An 18486-nucleotide genomic window follows, 5' to 3' on the forward strand; every position below is an offset into this window, starting at 1 on the left:
GACTACCGAAGCTACGCTTGCGCCGCATATGCGGGGGATCGAATGTCCCATGCCGTCGCTAGCATTGGGGGCGAATCGCGTCATCCCCGGACCTCTGGGCACGAGCAACGTAGCTTGGCGCGGGGGAACGAGGAGGTGACGCGACGTGACGACGATGAAGGACACCCTTGCGGCGTTGAAGCTGTGGCGTGAAAGCCTTGTCGGTCTCGATCGCCGTTCTCGACTAATCCGTTTCAAGCCACCGAGGACTTCATCGCTGACCATCGACAACCCGGGGCCCGACGAGGTGCTCGTCTGGATCCAGTCGGGGAAGCTGCAATCGTTCGTCGGTGATGTGACCGACTCTGAGTCCGGGGAAACCTCGCCGGCGCGACGCGGGAACTTGCTCCACGTTCCCCGTCCGGACGCAGAGCTTGGACCCGTCGCCCGGAACCTCATGCGCAGAGCCAACGAGGAGTTCCTCGATCGCGGGCTTTCCGTCCTATACGTCGCATTTGGGATGCTTCGCTGGAATGACGTCGACGGCTCCGACATGGCGAGCCCGATATACCTAGTTCCGGTTGAGTTGGTACCGGAGGGACCGAAGGCGACTCCACGGCTACGGGGAGGCGAGGACGACCCGGTCCTCAACCCGGCTCTCCCGCTTCGCCTGGCCGACTTCGGCATTGTGTGGCCCACGCTCGAGGACGTGGATGGTCTCAGCGTCACCGAGATCCTCGACCGGTTCCGTGGTGCGCTCGGGAAGGCGAAGGACTTCAAAGAATGGAGTCTGGAGCCGGAGGTCCACCTGGCTACCTTCTCCTTCACCAAGGAAGCGATGTACAAGGATCTACTCGACAACGAGTCGGTCATTGCGGATCACCCGGTAGTACAGGCGCTTGCCAACATCGATCCGACGAAACAGTCGGAGAGCTTCCAGTTCGACCCGATCGACCCGGCCGATATCGACGAGGCAGCGCCACCCGAGAAGACGCCGCTGGTTCTCGACGCGGATTCGTCGCAACGGGCCGCCGTAGCGGCGGCGCTTGCAGGGCACAGCTTCGTAATGGACGGCCCTCCGGGAACAGGCAAGTCGCAGACGATCGCCAACATGATCGGTGCACTGATGCACGCCGGTAAGTCGGTGCTTTTCGTTTCGGAGAAGATCGCCGCTCTTGATGTGGTGAGGAACCGCCTTAGTGAAGGGGGGCTCGGAAGCTACCTGCTGGAGCTGCACTCGCACAAGGCCAACCGCAAGGACGTTGCGGTCGAGTTGATGAAGACGCTCGACAACGTCGCACAGCCACCGCGGGGCATGACTGCGCCGTCACGCTCTGCCTTGGAGGACCGTCGCCGGAAGCTCAACGTCTACGCGATCGCGATGAACGAGACGCGCTCGCCCCTCCAAGCCTCCCTTCATGACGTGATCGGGCTACTTGCTGACCTCGTGCACGTCCCTGCGGCTCCGGTACCGAAGCGCCCGCCGCTGAAGCTCGACGAGGCTGGTCTTGCCGCTGTCAAAGAAGCTCTGCTGCGACTGGAGCGAACTTGGCGGCCAGCAGCCCAGGGGCAGACCTTCCTGTGGCGGGAAGTCAAAGACGAGACCTCGCTGGAATCCAGACTCTGGCTTGCGAAGAGCGCCCTTGAGGAGTTGCAAGGAACGATGAATCTCAACGGAGATCTCGTTCGCTCGTTCGGCTTCGATCGCCCAAGTCGTGGCCACGACCTCATCGCACTCCTTGAGCACCAGCATGCCCATCGCCCTCCGGTGATCCGCGACGACTGGCTCACTTCGGCTGACTGGATCTCTATCGACGCCGACCGCAGATCGCTAGGTGACTTGGTAACGGCCCACCGTGAAGCTGCTCGTCGCGTCACCGACCTCGCTGGAGTGGCCTATACAGATCTCCCCCTCGTCCCTCCGCCGCTCCCGGAGCGGCCCGCATTGACGGGGGCCATCGATCTTGCAGTGCTTACGTCAACCGCGCTCCGCGAGGCATCGGTCGCATTCGAAGAGCGGCAGGCGTCGCTCACCGCCACCTTGGCCGCCCTGAGAGGCCTCGCGCAGGTTGTCGGCACGGCGGTTCCAGTGTCTTACCCCGATGCCGACCGTCTCATCCGTATTGCTGAGCTCCGCGCGCACGACGCCAGCATCGAGCCCTCGTGGCTTTCCGCGAGCGGGCTGCAGGCAGCACGTGATGCCCTCTCGGCGACGCGCCTCAAGGCACTTGCTCTCGATCGCGCCGAAGGGCAGGCTTCGGGAATCTATAGGACTGAAGCTCTCGCCGCGCCGCTTCGCGAGCTTCAGGATCGTTTCGCCAATCTCCATAAGGGTCTCCGCAAGCTTTCGGGTGCATATCGGGCCGACAAGCGCTCGATTTCCTTGCTTCTGGCCGATGCGAGCCAGGTCAAGTCCGGTATCGCGCGCCTGTCGGATGCAATCGCCTGGTCGGATGCCGCGAGCGAGTTCGAGACGGTGAGTGCGGTGCACTCATCGGCATTCGGCAAACAGTGGAACGCGCGGTCAACGGATTGGGACGCGATCGATCGCGCACTGACGGTAGTCGAGGAGGTACTTACGCTTTGCGGCGGCTCGGTGACGCCCGTGACCGTCGCCTACTTCACGGCAGCACCGCTCGACATCTCCCACGAGCAGATCGGCATTTCTGCGCGCGCCGAGCTCGAATCCTGGCGTGCCAGTGTGGCCCCGGTTCCAGCGGTCGCCGGTCGCCCCGAGCTGCTCGTGGAGCCGATCGAGGTATCGATCGACTGGCTGGCAGCCCATGTGGCGCCCATGCGCGAAGCTGCCGCCCGCGTCGAATCGGTTTCGGCTGCGACGGGCAGAGACCACGCCTTGAAGGAAGCCGAGGCGATCCTTGCGGCGGCAGAGGTTGCTCGTGGAGCTGCTTCCGCGCTCGACGCAGCCGCAACACACCTCGCAGGACAGTTCGGTGAGCTTTTCCAGGGGCCGGCTACCGACCTCGAGGTTGTTGACGAGGCACTTGGCTGGACTTCCCGGACCCGGGACTTTGCCTCTGGTCTTCTGAGCCTCGATCAGCTTCAGGCGCTCTCGTCATCGACACCGGTTGATGTGCTCCCTGCAGTCGTCGAGAAGTGGGAACGCGCCCGAGATGAGGTCATCGGTGCCTTTGACTCGAGCCGAGCCGACGAACTGCTCGGCGAGTTCGGCGAGTTCAGCAGCGCCTTCGACCTGCTACGTGACCTCGCGACGGACACCGTCGGCCAGCAGGAGTGGTTCGACTACATGGCTATCAGATCAGAACTGCGAGAGCTCGACCTCGACAGCACGGTGGACTTCTGCATCGAGCAACGCGTGGCCGCCGCGGATGTGCCGAAGGTGGTCGAGCGAGCACTCCTTCGCGCCTGGGTGGACGCTCAGATCAAGGGCGATGAGCGTCTGCACCCGTTGCTCGCCGGGGACCGGGAAGCCCTCGTCGAGGAGTTCAGGAAGCTCGATCGTGAGTTGGTGGCCGCTGCGACGAGCGACATCGTTCGTGCCGCCAACGCCCGCCGTCCGTCGAACACCTCGCTGGGCGAGCCCGCGCTCATCCGTAGGGAGGGCATGAAGCAACGACGGCACATCGCCGTTCGCAGCCTGATCGCTCAGGCACGATCGGCGGCCCAGGCGATCAAGCCTGTATTCATGATGTCGCCGCTCGCTGTCTCGCAGTACCTACCGCCCGACATCAAGTTCGATGTCGTCATCTTCGACGAGGCATCCCAGGTGACGCCAGGAGACTCGATCAACTGCATCTACCGCGGGCGATCCTTCATCCTCGCCGGTGACGACAAGCAGCTTCCACCGACGCAGTTCTTCGAGCGACTCACCGAGTCCGAGGACATCGACGAACTCGAGTCGGACGTCAAGGACTTCCAGTCGATTCTTGAGCTCGCGAAGTCGTCGGGAGCCTTCCGCAACCTTGGGCTTCGATGGCACTACCGCTCGCGGCATGAAGCGCTCATCGCCTTCTCCAACTACCGGTTCTACGAAGGGCACCTAGTCACCTATCCCTCAGCTCAGGAGGAGGGCACTGATGTCGGAGTGGAGTTCTTCCTCGCTGATGGGATGTATCGACGCGGCGGGGGCGCAGACAACCCCAAGGAAGCCAAGGTCGTCGCCGAGCGGGTGATCCATCACTACCGGACTCGCTCTGAGCTGTCACTCGGGGTGGTGACCTTCTCAGTTGCCCAGGCAGACGCGGTCGTGGCTGCCGTTGATGAACTTCGCGCCCAACACCGCGAGCTTGATGGCTACTTCGACAAGAGCGACCGCCTCAATGGGTTCTTCGTTCGTTCGCTTGAATCAGTACAGGGCGATGAGCGCGACGTGGTCATCTTCTCTGTCGGATACGGGCCGGATGAGGCGGGGAAGATTTCCGCCAACTTCGGCGTGCTGAACAAGGACAAGGGTTGGAGGCGGCTGAACGTTGGCGTGACTCGTGCTCGCCAACGTGTGGAGGTCGTCGCCTCGATGGAGGCTGGTGACATCCCGCCGTCGACGAACGAGAACGTCGAGGCCCTCCGCGCGTACTTGGACTTCGCCCGCCGTGGCATCAGCACTCTCGGCACACAGGCCTCGGCGACGGGACTCATGCCCGAGTCGCCGTTTGAAGAGTCGGTCATTCGGACCATCGAGTCGTGGGGCTACTCGGTGGAGCCTCAAGTGGGCGCAGCAGGATTCCGCATCGACATGGCAGTGCGCCACCCTGCCAAGCCAGGGGTATTCGCCATCGGAGTGGAGTGCGACGGCTATCAGTACCACTCAGCCCCGGCAGCGCGTGACCGAGACCGCCTTCGCGACCAGGTCCTCGAAGGGCTGGGCTGGACGCTTCATCGCATTTGGGGCACCGCCTGGTACCGCGACCGGGCGCCAGAGGAGGCCCGCCTGCGCGCTGCGATTGAGGCGGCGGTGTCGGGAACCGCAGCCCGAAGCCGGGCCTCTGGCATTCAGCGTCCGGTCGTCGAGACAGTGCCATCCGAAGGCGACGAAGAGTTCTCCTGGGCCGTCGCCTACTCCAAGGCTGCGCTCGTCAAGCTTCCGCACTGGGTCGAGCCGGCTGAGCCGGGGAATCATCTCCACCTCGTTGAGCCGATCAAGGCAATCGCACTCGCCGAGGGCCCAGTGCATATGGAGACGCTCAGTGAGCGCATCCGCGAATGGTGGGCAGTCGGCAGAGTTTCTTCGCGCCTTCGGGACAACCTCGACCTAGCAATCCGGCGGGCTGGACTGAACAGGGACGGCGACTTCATCGACGTGGCCGACCGGCCGGTTTCGAAGGTTCGATCGCTCGATCATTCCCGCAAACCCGAACACGTGCACTTGGACGAGTTTGCACTTGCCGCCGAGATGCTCGTCCGGGACGTGGGTGGTGCCTCGCGCGCGGAAGTGGTCGTCGCACTGGCACGGCTGTTCGGCTGGGGGCGAACGGGCGCCATAGTCGATCAGCGCCTCAACCAGGCGATCGACAGGGCTGTACAGCTTGGTCGCCTGGCTGAGATCGACGGCATGCTCTCGATCAATGGCGATGCCCCGTGATCGCCCCATGAACGACGAGGCAGCACCGAGTGACAGTACAGAGGACTCGCCGCTCTACTCCGAGGACGACGTCGCTGAACTCGCCGTGACTCTTGACCGCCTCGCCGGTGAGTCCAACGAGCCGTGGGACTTGCTCCAGCGGTTCACGGCAACGTTTCGGACGGAAGGCACACGATTCGAGCGGCCGCCGCTGGGCGTCATGCTGGAGCGAGCTCTCGCACATGGACTCCAGGACGACACCGAGCATCCTGGCGGACTCGTACTAGGTGTCCGATTTTCGTCGCCGAACGGCGACTGGCCACCAGCCTTTGACGCGGTCGGCGAGGTCGAGAAGAATGCCTGGTCCGCAGTCGCCGGTGCTGTGACTGACGCTCTTCCGCGAGCTCACTTGCTGGACCTCAGCCTCTCTGCCGGCGTTCGAAACGGCCGAGACCTCGGCGCGGAGATCGCGCACCTTTACCTTGAACTCGGCAGGAGAGCCAGCCTCGACCCCTACTACCGAGGCTCGTGTTTGAGGCGAGCGTGGAGCATCGCCCGGCAGTTCGGACTGGCACTTGAAATTGATGTCCGAAAGGCACTCTGGGTGATGGCGCAGAGCTTCGAGGGTATCGCCGAAACGCCAGCAGGAATCCTCTTCAATCCACTTGAGCCGCTCTCTGTCGCTCCGCGAACTGGTCAGTTCGTGGAACCTAGTCGCCAGGAAGTGCAAGCGCTCCTTGACGACGCACTCGCTCGACCGGAGGCAGGCGCTACCAACATGGAGGCGGTCGCTGAACTGAGAGAGCGTCTCGCGACCGACGATTCAGAGCGTGAAGCGGCCCGTCGCGGGCTCGTCAGCGGATACCTGACGCTTGCTGACCAAACCGACGGCTTCATCAAGGTGCATTGGCTGCAAACAGCTGCCGAGAAGGCGCAGCAGTACGGACTCATCGACCTTCGCGATCGCGCTGTGCAGGCACTACAAGAGGGTTCGGTCGATGACCTGGGCATGCAAGTCCTGACGACTGAGATTGTGCTGCCGCGCCATGCCCACGACGGGCGGCTCAATTGGTACCGCCGCTCTCGGGATACTCGCACCGCCCTGGATATCTGGCTCACCAGCCCCTCACCCACGGGTCGGCACGACAGGAATCTCCAGCAGGCTAAGGAGTTGAGCCGCGGCGGAATCCTGCAGCTCGTCACCAGAACTGTCTTCAACGAGGAAGGCCTCCCTGTGAAGACATCCACTGGCCCCGAGGCTGCCGAGTGGGAGGAACTTGAGCGCTCCGAGACGCTGAACGCGGGGATGTATGGCACCCTCCTCGCCCGGGAGCTGGACGCAATCCAGACGGAGTACGGTGCGCTAGCCGCGGCAGACATCGCGGCCCATCTTGTCGACCGCTTCGCCTGCGACGCCGAGCTCGCCGAGGCACTCGGTGAGGCTTTCGCCGCCTATTGGGACGGACGATACAGCGACGCTGGACGGGCGGGCTACCCGCTCGTCGAGGCCGGCGCGCGGGGACTCTTGCTTGCTCTCGGCGACCCGCTCTACAGAGTCCAGACCGGCGACGCGGAAGGTCGCTTTCCGGCGCTTGAGACCTATGCGACAAAGCTCGAGGCCCACGACTTCGATATCGACTGGTTGCGGTGTCTGCGCAACCCTGTGGCCGGGCTACGGAACGTCCTGGCACACGGTCATCGGCACTACCTTGTCGATCATGAAGCGGCGGTGCTGCTCCGCATGGCCGCACTGCTCGTCGTCCTCACCCCTGCCAACGCGAGCGCCGAGGACCGAACACAGGTTGCAGCGCGCGTCCGCGATCCTCTGAATTGGATCGGCGGGCGTGCGAGGCTCGTGAAGCGGTGGCGCCGAGTTTGGGTTCCGGTACCACGGCGCGGAAGTGCTGCCACCCCCTCGTAGTCGAGAATCCGGTCGAGTTGAAGACTCGCGCGACCTGTGTATCGCGCCTGCCGGACGTCGGGTGTCGCGGGTAGCATGGCCGCATGGTCGACCAGGCGCTGCTGGAGCAGGTGATGCGGCTCGACGAGTCCGTGCGCCGTGAGCTGCGCGACGCCATCGACCACTCGCTCGATGACGGCTATGTGTCGCCTGAGATCGCCGCGATCATCGACCAGCGCATCGCCGAGGCCGACGCGAACCCGAATGACTTCGTGACGCTCGACGAGGACGAGCGCGAGGTCCGCGCGCGCCGCCGCATCGCGTGACCTACCGTGTCCGCCTGACGCGGAACGCCCAGCGGGATCGTGACCGCGTCCTCGCGTGGTACGACGCCGAGGCACCGGATCAGAGCGGGCGGTTCGTCGACGAGTTCTACGCGACCGCGCGGCGGCTCGAAGACTTCCCGCGCTCGTCGCCGGAGCTGCGCGGGGGAGCGCGGCGGGCGAATCTGCACGTCTTCCCGTACCAGCTCTGGTACCGGGTTCACGAGGAGGCGCAGGAGGTCGAGATCATCGCCGTGCTGCACCACCGGCAGGACTCGGCGGAGTTCGACGGCCGACTGCTGTAGGCCGGGCGAGACTCGATCGGTCGACACTTATTCGACACTTCAGGCGCTCCGAGCCCGGTCGAGGCGCCCCGAGAAGGTCGGCTATACTCGACGGGCAACGTCCGCATGAGTCAGGCGATCGCCCGATTCATCAGGAGTTCTGCCGAGAAGCCGCGAGGTTTCCGGGCCCGTGGCGCAGCTGGTAGCGCACCTGCATGGCATGCAGGGGGTCAGGGGTTCGAGTCCCCTCAGATTCACCAATGTGATGAGTCGGGACATGTGCGACAGGTGAGTCGCGACATGTGTGACGTTCACGTGGAAGCCCTGGGCCATCGGCCTGGGGCTTTCTTCGTGTTGCGCCAGTAGCTGTGGGTCGGTTCGATCTGGTTGGTGGCGATGACTTCGCCGGTGTCGAGGTGGATGACGGTCACGGTTTCGTGGTCGGCGATCGCGATGATGCGTTTGCGGTGGTGCTCGATGCCGATGCCGAGGTGGTGCATGCGTCCGGCGAGGCGGAAGGAGACTTTGCCGCGGTCGTCGACGTGGTCGTAGCGCAGTCGGTAGTGGCCGGATTCGATGCGTCGGGCGGGGAGGGCTTTCGGGGTGTCGCGGTAGGCGTCGCCGGGGGTCATGCGGTCTCTTGCGCGGTGGGGGCGGTGTTCGTTGTAGTGCTGCCGGAAGGCATCGAGTTGGTGCTGCAGCTCAGCCGGCGTGCGCGGGACGGGCTGAGCTGCGAGGAAGCGTTTCAGGGTCTGGTGGAAGCGTTCGATCTTGCCCTGGGTCTGCGGGTGGCCTGGGTGGCCGTTCTTCTGCTGGATGCCCAGCAGCGGCAAGGTGAGCTCGAACGCGTTCTTCCCGCCGACGAAGCGGGCGGTGTAGACGCTGCCGTTGTCGGTGAGTGTGGTCGCCGGCGGGCCGTAGGTGTCGATCAGGCGCAGGAAGTCGACGATCACGTCGTCGCCGGTGACGCGGCCGATCGCGGTGCAGCCCAGCAGGTAGCGGGAGTGGTCGTCGAGCCAGTTCAGGATTTCGATGTCGGTGCCGTCGGCCAGGTGCCAGTGAGTGAAGTCGGACTGCCAGGTGCCGTTGGGTTGTGCGGCCTCGAAACGGACGAACGAGTTCTTCGGGCGCTTTCTCGGTTCCGGGGTGACCAGGCCGGCGCGGGTGATGATCCGACGAATCGTCGCAGTCGACGGGACTGCATGTCCTGACTGCTCGAGATGCCAGGCGATCGTGATCGGGCCGGCATCCATCCCGGTGGCAGCGAGCTGACGGCGCAGTTCGATGATGCGCTGCCGAACCTCGTCGCTGGTCTGGTTCGGGTTCGATAGCGGGGCTCGGGAGCGGGGCTCGATCGCCTCCAGGCCCCCATTCCGGAACCGGGTCAGGAGCCGGTGCAGGTGCTGCCGGCTGATGCCGTAGCGGCGGGCGGCTTCCGACACCGTGAGCTGTCCGGCGGTGATCTGCAGGACCGCGACCTGATGCTTGTTCGACATCCATCGAGGCTGTCGCCCATGACGCGACTCATGTGTCGCGCATCACCTGTCGCCCATGTCGTGAATCCGGACACCCTCAGATTCACCAATCGGTCACCTCGTCCGCCCGCTCATGACGCGCGGGTGTCGGCATCCACGCTCTGCAGGAATGCGTCGTAGTCCTGCCGGGACAGGGCGGCGTAGGCGTACGCCCAGGGGAGGATGATCTCGGCGAGCTTCTTGCCGCCTCCCGCGTAGCCGGCGATCTCGGCGGTGCGGGGGGACTGGGCGTGCGCGCGGGCGAGCACGACCGAGCAGGCCTCGGCGTAGGTCGTGAAGGCGGTGTCGCTGAGTGCCTCGACGTCGATCGAGCCCTTCATGTCGTGGAACTGTCGCACGTAGTAGTCCACGCCGTCGTCCTGCAGGTATCCGAGGAAGGGATCGGATGAGGCCTGCAGGATGCGTTGCAGGGCGACGACGCGTCCACCCTGGCCGAGACGTGCGACATGGTCGGCGAACTCGGGCGGTTGTTCGGCGTGCCCGTACTCGGCGAGCACGCTCTGCCCGGCCTCCTTCGCCTGCAGCAGCAGCGTGTTGTCGTCGCCGTCGACGAACAGCACGAGGTAGCCGCGCGTGCCCACGCTGCCGACGCCGACCACCCGGCGGGCCACATCGGTGACCCGGTAGTTGCGCAGGAGCAGTTGGATGTCGATGTCGGCGGATGCCGTGTACGAGTCCAGCAGCGACCTCAGCGACGACTGCTGCTGCGATCCGGCGCGCACAAAGGTGGGCGGGGCGTCGACGAAGCGCCGGATCCCGTCGGGCGAGTGCTCGGTGAGCTTGCGCGCGGCGCGCTCGGCGGTGCGCTTCTGCGCATCCTTGATAGCGGCCCGCAGGACCTCGCCGGACTCCGGATCCAGGGTGGACGTGTCGCCCGACGCGGCGAAGTGCGAGAAGTACCGCTGGGTCGGGCTCATCCGGATCGCCGCCTCGATGACGCGCGCGTAGGCGATCACGGCACCGCGCGCCGCACCCCGGATGACCGCGTCGTCGCGGCTTCCGGCCTGGCCCGCAACCACGACGCTGGTCACGAGACGCTTGAGATCCCACTCCCACGGCGCCCAGGCGGCCTCGTCGAAGTCGTTCAGATCGAACATCAGCGTGCGCTCCTGCGAGGCGTAGAAGCCGAAGTTCGACAGGTGCGCGTCACCGCACGAGGCCACGACGATGCCGGAGTGCGGGTCGCGGGCCAGGTCGGCGGCCATGATCGCCGCCGTCCCGCGGTAGAAGGCGAACGGGCTCGCCGACATCCGCTGGGTGCGCAGGGGGAGCAGTTCGGGCACCCGGGTGCGGTTCTGCTCGACGAGGATCCCGATCGGATCCCGGTCGTCGACGGACAACTGCGCGAGCGCCTCGCGGGGCCGCGCCTCCCGCGTCGCGCGCCCGGCCTCGATGCGCGCCTTCGTCGATGTCTGCGTCATCCGCTCTCCTTCGAACCCTCGGCGAGGGAGTTGACGCGAGCATATTCACGCCGGGCGACGTTCGACAACGGCGCGACCTTGACCGCACGCGGTGCGGCATCGCTACCGTGGGCTCATGAGGATGCTGGCCTGCCCGCGCTGTGCCGAGGCGGTGTTCATGGATGAGCTCAGCTGCCGCTCCTGCGGCGTCGCGGTCGGATACCATCCGCCGTCCCGCACGATGCTCGACCTGACCGAGCCGTCGGTCGAGATCGAGGGCCGCACCTGGTATCCCTGTTCGCGGCGCGGGTGGAAGTGCAATTGGGTGGCACCCGACGGCGCGGAGGCCGGACGCTGCTTCAGCTGCGGTCTGATCCGCGCCCGACCCGCATCCGACGACACCATCGCCCTGGAACGGCTAGCCGAGACGATGCTCGGCGAGCGCCGCCTGCTCATCCAGCTCGACCAGCTGGGCCTGCCGGTCGATCCGTGGCATGAGGCGGACGGGGGTCTCGGATTCGACCTGCTGTCGTCGTACTCGCGCAACGAGCGGGTGTCGATCGGTCACGCGAACGGCATCGTCACGATCGATCTCGCCGAGAGCCTCGACGCCCACCGGGAGCGGCTCCGGGTCGCGCTCGGCGAGCCCTACCGCACGATGCTCGGGCACTTCCGCCACGAGGTGGGTCACTACTACGAGTGGATCCTCGTCGAGCGGCCCGAGTCGTCGGCCTGGATCGACGAGTGCCGCGAGATCTTCGGCGATCAGCGCACCTCCTACGCCGACGCGATCGATCGACACTACCGGTACGGCGCCCCGGAGGGATGGCAGGAGTCGTTCATCTCGGAGTACGCGACGATGCATCCCTGGGAGGACTTCGCGGAGAGCTTCGCCCACTACCTGCACATCACCGACACGCTCGAGACGTCGTGGTCGGCGGGCCTCGAGCTGCGTCCCGGCCGTGAGGCGCATCCGCAGGCGGTGTGGAACCTGCAGGTTCGGCGGCAGTACGGTGCCGACGACTTCCCGGCGATGCTGGAGGACTGGCGGGCGCTGTCGCTGTTCTTCAACCGCGTCAACCGCTCGATGGGCAAGGATGACCTCTACCCGTTCACGATCGGCGAGACCGTCGCGCGCAAGCTCGACTTCGTGCACCGCCTGATCGTGGGCCTGCCCGAGCTGCCGGTGGCGCCGGACGGATTCCGCAGGCTCCGCGCGATCCGCACGACATCCTCACGGAACGTGCACGGATAGGGGCCGGGCATCGCGCTCATCGTCGCGGTCCGCCTCCGCCCCGATCAGCTCAGCCAGCTCGGCGGGCCGGGAGAGCATCGGCCAGTGCCCGGTGGGCAGCTCCCTCACGGTGAGGTCGGTCAGCTCGCGCAGCGGTGCGAACATGGGCTCACCGGAGGCGACCAGCTCCTGCATCACAGAACCCGGGATGGAGCAGCACACCACCGTCGTCGGCACCTCGTGGCGGTGCGGATCGGTGAGCGTGACCGGCTGCCGGCAGGCGCCGGCGGGATGCGGCACCGCCCGCGCGGTCAGCTCGGCCCGGTGGTCATCGCCCAGCCCCTCGACGCTGACCCCGTGAGCGGCGAGGGCGTCGAGGCCGGGGAACGGCAACTCGGCATCCTCGGCGGTCAGCTCGGGCCGCGGCACGGTGCCGTCGCCGACCGGACCGGAGTCCACGTACACGATCCGGGCCAGCGCGCCCGGCATCCGGTCGGCCACCGCCGTCGCCACCGCGCCGGCCCCGCTGTGCGCCACGAGCACCACCCGGCCACCGAGGCTGCCGATCCGGGTGGCGACGTAGTCGACGTGGTCGGCGAACGTCACGGCCTCGCGCGCGGCATCCGCCGATTCCAGGCCGGGGAGGGTCAGGGGCTCGACCTCGTGTCCGAGTTCGGTGAGCCGTGCGGCCACCTCGCCCCACACCCACCCGCCGAGCCAGTGGCCGGGGAGAAGCAGGATCGGATGGCGGGTGGGCTGGGGCTGGATCGTCGTCATGGTTCGAGCCTGCATGCCCTGAATGTCACTCTTATGTCACCATTTACGCGTGAATCGAACGGACCGGCTGTACGCGATCCGTGAAGAGCTGCGTCGCGCGGGATCGCGGGGGCGCACCGCAGAACAGCTGGCCGCGACCTTCGAGGTCAGCATCCGCACGATCAAGCGCGACATCAGCGCCCTGCAAGCCGGTGGGTTCCCCGCCTGGGCGCGCACCGGCAGGGCCGGTGGGTACGTGGTCGATGCCGAGGCGACCCTGCCGCCGGTGAACCTCACCCCCTCCGAGGTCTCGGGCCTGGCGGTTCTGCTCGCCACCCACGACGGGCATCCGTTCGCCGCCCACGCCCGGGCAGCACTCACCAAGGTGCTCGCCGTGACGCCTCCGAACGTGCGCGAGCGCGCCGAACGCCTCGCAAGCCGGGTGTGGATCGACCATCAGGATCCGCAACCACCCGTCGACGCCGGCCTGCGCCGGGCCGTCGAGGAGGCCCTCGCTACCGGCCTGGTGCTCTCGATGAACTACAGGGACCAGGCGGGTGCCGAGACACGGCGCCGCGTCGAACCGCAGCTGCTCGCCTCCACCGGCGGCTACTGGTACCTGATCGCGTACTGTCTCGACCGGCAGGCCATGCGCTGGTTCAGGCTCGACCGCATCCTCGTCGCCCGTCTCACCCGCCAGACCTCCCACGATCGCCCCGTCTCGGAGATCGGCAGCCCGCCACCCACAGCCCGACCCGCGACACCGAGGTGACGCGTCTGTCGAGCGACGCGTTCACCCGTCGAGGGCCGGGGTGGGTCGTTCCGACAGCTGTCCGATGCCGGCGGCGGCGATCGACAGGATGTTCGACACGACGGCCACCACGATCCCGGGCTCCTCGGCACGCAGTCGCGCCATCCGCTCCGCGGGAAGCACGTAGCACGCGGCCCCCGTGTCGGCGACGACGTCGCCGATCGCGTCGAAGGCGCCGGCGATCGAGCGTTCGCCCACGATCATGCCGGCCACGAGCGTCGCCGCGCGACGTGCGGGGCGTCCCTCGAGGTGCGCGAGGGCGCTGAGCCGTCCCGAGGTGAGCACGTACAGCCCGTCGACGGGCTCGCCGCGACGGATGAGCGAGGCGCCGGGGGCGAGCTCGCGCCGTTCCAGATAGGCGCCGAGGCGCTCGAAGGCGTCGTCGGTGAGCCCCGCCACGACCGGGTGGTCGCGCAGCGCCACCGACTCCGGTGCCGTCGTCGCGCCGCCGAGCAGCTGGTCCTCGCACCACTGCAGTGCCAGGTCGAGGTCGGCGAATCTCGTCACCGAGCCGTCGAGCGGATCGTCGCCGTCCGGATCCGGTGCGTCGCTCACGAGCAGCCCCCCGCCGCGGGAGGCGAAGACGGCGGCGAGCTCGGCCACCAGGGGCACGAGCTCGCGGTGCACGACGCTCACGTGGCGCAGATCCACCACCGCGAACCGCGGCTCGGGCTGCGCGTCCAGGATGCGGCGCACGACGAGCTCGGCGGCCACGAAGTCGAGCTCGCCCTGCAGCTCGGCCACCACGACCTCGTCACCGCGGCGCGCGATGACCTCCGCGTCAGCCGGGGGACGTCGGACGGTCGATCCGGCGCGGGCGAGGGTGAAGCTCGAGCGCAGCGGCGAGGGCGCGTGGTAGCCGGAGCGCAGCGGATGCAGGCCCAGCTCGGCGGAGAGCTGCCGGAACACGGCGACCCCGCGCACGCTGTTGCCGTGCCGGTCGAGCGCCGGCGAGAACACCGCGATGCCGAAGCTGCCGGGCACCACGGCGATCACGCCGCCGGCGACGCCGCTCTTGGCGGGCAGCCCGACCGTGAACTGCCAGTCGCCCGCCGAGTCGTACATGCCGCAGCTGTCCATGACATTCAGCACATCGCCCACCGTGCGCCGGGATGCGGCCCGGACCCCCGTGAGCGGGTTCACGCCGTCGTTGGCGAGGGTCGCGGCCATCACCCCCAGGTCGTGCGTGTCGACGAGCACCGAGCACTGTTGGAGGTAGGCGTAGAGGGCCCGTTCCGGGTCGCCCCGCAGGGCGCCCGAGCCGCGCAGCAGGTGCGCGATGGCCCGGTTGCGGTGGGCGGTCTCCCACTCGGATCGGTACACCGCCTCGTCGACGCGCAGGGCGCGTCCCGCGAAACGGCCGTACAGCCGGAGCAGCGCGGCGACCGTCTCGTCGCCGTGGCCCTCCATGACGAGCCCGGTCGTCGTGATCGCACCGGCGTTGATCATCGGGTTGTACGGCATCCCGGTCGCCGGATCGAGCGAGATCTCGTTGAACGCGTCACCGGTCGGCTCGACCCCCACCCGCGCGAGCACCTGCTCCGAGCCGAGCTCGTCGAGGGCGAGCGCGTAGCTGAACGGCTTCGAGATCGACTGGATCGTGAACTCGGTGCGCGTGTCGCCCACCTCGTACGCCGCGCCGTCGGCCGTCACGAGGCAGATCCCGAAGAGCGAGGGATCGGCCTTGGCGAGCTCCGGGATGTAGCGCGCGACGTCGCCGCCGTCGCGCGCCGAGTTGTCTGCCAGGACGCGCCGCAGGAGTGCGACGACCGGCGACTCGGGCGTCATCCGTCCCGCCCTCCGTGACGGGCCGCGCGGCGACGACGCAGCCACTTCTCCGCCTCGACCACGATCGGCAGCAGCAGCGCGAGGCCGATGCTCTCCAGCCACTCGATACCGGTGAGCGACTGGGTCAGCAGGGCGCGCTGCAGGAAGCCGAGCTCGGTGGCGAGCACCACGAGGATCGCCGGGATCGACAGCAGCTTCAGCGCGGAGAGGATGGGGGCGACCAGCCCGCTCCCCGGGTCGCGTCGGAAGACGAGCGCGCTGAGGATCGTGGAGAAGCCGAGCACCACGAACGACATCGTCATCGACGCGCTCGGCGTGCCGATGCCGACCGGGTCGGGGCCGGCGACGAGCGGGATGAGCGCGGAGACGAACATGATCGCGCCGAACAGGATCCAGCGCAGCACGGCGCCGGGGTTGGTGATCGTCACCTTCGGATCGCGCGGCGGCCGCCGCATGATGTCGGGATCCCCGGGGTCGAAGGCGATGGCCGCGACCGGCGGGATGCAGACGAAGAAGTTGAGGAACAGCACCATGAGCGGGGTGAGCGCGACGCCCTGGTTGATGTTGAAGATGGTTGCCGTGAGGAACAGCAGCACGAGCGAGATGAGCTGCGTCATCTGGAAGCGCACATACGCGACGATCGTGCTGTAGATGCCGCGGCCGAGTTGGACCGCGTGCACGAGGGTGCCGAAGTTGTCGTCGGTGAGGATCATGCGTGCGGCCTGCTTGGTGACCTCGCTGCCCGAGCCCATGGCGACGCCGATGTCGGCCTGTTTGAGCCCCGCCGCGTCGTTCACGGCGTCGCCCGTCATCGCCACCACGAGGCCGCTGCGCTGCATCACCCGCGCGAGCCGCAGCTTGTCCTCGGGGGTCACCCTGCCGAAGACGTGCAGCTCGGGAAGGCGTGCGGTGAGCTCCTCGTCCGACATCCGGGCCAGTTCGGCGCCGGAGACGGCCCCCGGCCCGAGCCCGAGATCCTCGCCGATCGCTCGCGCGGTCACCGCATGGTCGCCGGTGATCATGCGCACGTCGATGCCCGCGGCGAGCGCCACCGCGACCGCGTCTTTCGCCTCCGGGCGCAGCGGGTCGATGATGCCGACCATCCCCGCGAAGGCGAGGCCGTCGGCGAGCGCCATCGGGTCGGAGGCGATGGTCGCCTCGTCGCCCGGCTCGAGGACCCGCACCGCGAAGGCGAGCACCCGCAGCCCGCGGCCGCCCATGCGCTCGTTGGCGGCGAGCAGCTCGTCGCGCACCTCGGCGACCGGCACGAGGGCGCCGGATGCCTGTGCCGTCGCGCATCGGGCGAGCACCACATCCGGTCCGCCCTTGACGAGCTCGACGAGCCGCTCCTCGCCGTCGAGCCGGATGCGGTGGAAGGTCGCCATGAACTTGTAGTCGGAGTCGAACGGGATCTCCGCCAACCGCGGGTACACCCGCCGGGTCTCCGCGGCATCCACGCCGAGCTTGGCCGACAGCACCACGAGCGCGGCCTCGGTGGGGTCGCCCACGACCGTGCCGTCGTCGCCGACGAGGGCGTCGCTGCACAGCGACATCCCGTACGCGAGGCGCGTGAAATCGGGCACGGCGACGCCGGCGGCGGATCGGATCGCTCCCGCCTTCGCGTAGCCCGTTCCCTCGACCTCGAACCAGGCGCCGTCGGAGTAGATGACCGAGACCATCATCTCGTTGAGGGTCAGCGTGCCGGTCTTGTCGCTGTTGATCGCGCTCGTGGCGCCGAGGGTCTCGACGTCGGCGAGGTTCTTCACGATCGCCCGGGCGTCGGCGAGCTGCTTGGCTCCGCGCGACAGGAGCGCCTGCACGAAGGTCGGCAGTCCCGTCGGGATGGCCGAGATCGCCATCGCGACGCCCAGCAGCAGCACATCCTCGACCGAGATCCCGCGCGCGAATCCGACGATCACGATCACCGCGACCGCGGCCCAGGCGAAGATGCCGATGACCCGGGTCAGGCCGTTGAGCTCGCGTTGCAGCGGCGACGGGGTGCGGTTCACCGAGGCGAGCATCGTGGCGATGCGACCCATCTCGGTCTGCATCCCGGTCGCCGTCACCACCATGGTCGCCGTGCCGCGCGTGACGGAGGTGTTCTGGAACAGCATGTTCGAGCGGTCGCCGAGTGCGACCTCCGGACCCTCCAGCACGCCGGCGTCCTTGCTGACCGGTGCGCTCTCGCCGGTGAGCGCGGCCTCCTGCACCTCGAGCGTCGCCGATCGCAGGACGCGGCCGTCGGCCGGAACCAGCTCGCCGGCCTCGAGCTGCACGATGTCGCCGGGGACGATGCCGCTCGCCTCGATGACGTCGGTGCGTCCGTCGCGCAGCACGCGCGATCGCGGCACCTGCAGCTTGGCGAGCGCGTCGACGCTCGCCCTGGCCTTCAGATCCTGCCCCGTGCCGAGCACGACGTTGAGGACCACCAGCACCGCGACCAGGAGCCCGGTGGCCAGCTGCGCGATGAGGAAGCTCGCGACGGATACCACCACGAGCATGATGTTCATCGGATCCCGCAGCTGGCTCGCCGCGACCGCCCAGACCGAGGGCGCGCGGTCGCCTGTGATCTGGTTGGGGCCCGCGGTGCCGAGGCGCCGGGCCGCCTCCTCGTCGTCGAGCCCGACCGCCGCGTCGCTGCCGAGGCTCGCGACCACGGCCTGCGCGTCGAGCAGGTAGGGCTCGACCTCGCTCGCGACGTCGCCGGCCGACACCTCGGTGTCCGACATGCTTCTCCCCTCTGGGCGTGCTTGCGCGCACGCCGCGGAGCCGTCGGCGGGGCCGGACGGCAGCGGCGAGCACAGTCTCGCATCCGCGTCGCCGCTCCCGCCAGCATCGCCGATCCCAGGCTGCGCCGAGCATCGCGTTCCCCCTAGAGTCGTTGCCAAGCGCTGGGCACTGTGGCCCCGCGACCAGGATGGGGTCGTTTCTCTCGGCCAC

The 18486-nt window shown here is 67.7% G+C and carries 11 protein-coding genes; 6 read left to right on the forward strand and 5 right to left on the reverse strand.

All coding sequences use genetic code 11. The features are described from left to right. Positions 1-154 precede the first annotated feature (154 nt). From FLP23_RS06835 to FLP23_RS06850, 4 genes are all read left to right on the forward strand, one after another. A complete protein-coding gene (locus FLP23_RS06835) occupies positions 155-5536 on the forward strand; it encodes a DUF4011 domain-containing protein (protein WP_246140105.1) in 5382 nt (1793 codons plus the stop codon). Positions 5537-5543: 7 nt separating this feature from the next. After that, a complete protein-coding gene (locus FLP23_RS06840; RefSeq protein WP_149325165.1) occupies positions 5544-7436 on the forward strand; it encodes a hypothetical protein in 1893 nt (630 codons plus the stop codon). Positions 7437-7519: 83 nt separating this feature from the next. Then, positions 7520-7741, forward strand: coding sequence for a hypothetical protein (locus FLP23_RS06845; RefSeq protein ID WP_149325166.1), 222 nt, complete (start codon positions 7520-7522; stop codon positions 7739-7741). Further along, positions 7738-8043 carry a type II toxin-antitoxin system RelE/ParE family toxin gene (locus FLP23_RS06850; RefSeq protein WP_149325167.1) on the forward strand — a complete coding sequence of 102 codons (306 nt, stop codon included), beginning with the start codon at positions 7738-7740 and terminating at the stop codon, positions 8041-8043. Before FLP23_RS06845 ends, FLP23_RS06850 begins: the two co-directional genes overlap by 4 nt. 290 nt (positions 8044-8333) lie before the next feature. On the opposite strand, the gene FLP23_RS06855 is transcribed toward FLP23_RS06850, so the two are convergent. Together FLP23_RS06855 and FLP23_RS06860 are read right to left on the reverse strand one after the other, a co-directional pair. Continuing rightward, positions 8334-9518: an IS481 family transposase gene (locus FLP23_RS06855; RefSeq protein WP_149324224.1), complete on the reverse strand. Its 1185-nt coding sequence runs from the start codon at positions 9516-9518 to the stop codon at positions 8334-8336. 110 nt (positions 9519-9628) lie between these two features. Next, on the reverse strand, positions 9629-10978 hold the full coding sequence (locus tag FLP23_RS06860) for a DUF2252 domain-containing protein (protein WP_149325168.1): 1350 nt from the start codon (positions 10976-10978) through the stop codon (positions 9629-9631). Positions 10979-11093: 115 nt separating this feature from the next. Here FLP23_RS06860 and FLP23_RS06865 point away from each other — a divergent pair, with 115 nt between their 5' ends. Then, positions 11094-12212: a zinc-binding metallopeptidase family protein gene (locus FLP23_RS06865; RefSeq protein ID WP_210413799.1), complete on the forward strand. Its 1119-nt coding sequence runs from the start codon at positions 11094-11096 to the stop codon at positions 12210-12212. Here the strand turns inward: FLP23_RS06865 and FLP23_RS06870 are convergent. Continuing rightward, a complete protein-coding gene (locus tag FLP23_RS06870) occupies positions 12192-12968 on the reverse strand; it encodes an alpha/beta fold hydrolase (protein ID WP_168200395.1) in 777 nt (258 codons plus the stop codon). The genes FLP23_RS06865 and FLP23_RS06870 overlap by 21 nt on opposite strands. 49 nt (positions 12969-13017) lie before the next feature. Between FLP23_RS06870 and FLP23_RS06875 the strand changes: the two genes are divergently transcribed. After that, complete coding sequence (locus FLP23_RS06875) at positions 13018-13719, forward strand: helix-turn-helix transcriptional regulator (RefSeq protein ID WP_149325170.1); 702 nt, start codon at positions 13018-13020, stop codon at positions 13717-13719. A 21-nt stretch (positions 13720-13740) separates the two neighbouring features. Here FLP23_RS06875 and glsA read toward each other — a convergent pair whose 3' ends face one another. Together glsA and FLP23_RS06885 are read right to left on the reverse strand one after the other, a co-directional pair. Continuing rightward, positions 13741-15546 (reverse strand): glutaminase A, encoded by a 1806-nt coding sequence (gene glsA / locus FLP23_RS06880; RefSeq protein ID WP_149325171.1) that lies wholly within the window; start codon positions 15544-15546, stop codon positions 13741-13743. Then, a complete protein-coding gene (locus FLP23_RS06885) occupies positions 15543-18275 on the reverse strand; it encodes a cation-translocating P-type ATPase (RefSeq protein ID WP_149325172.1) in 2733 nt (910 codons plus the stop codon). Before FLP23_RS06885 ends, glsA begins: the two co-directional genes overlap by 4 nt. Positions 18276-18486 lie beyond the last annotated feature (211 nt).

Origin of the sequence: Protaetiibacter larvae (genome assembly GCF_008365275.1) — a bacterium.
Taxonomy (GTDB): Bacteria; Actinomycetota; Actinomycetes; order Actinomycetales; family Microbacteriaceae; genus Homoserinibacter; species Homoserinibacter larvae.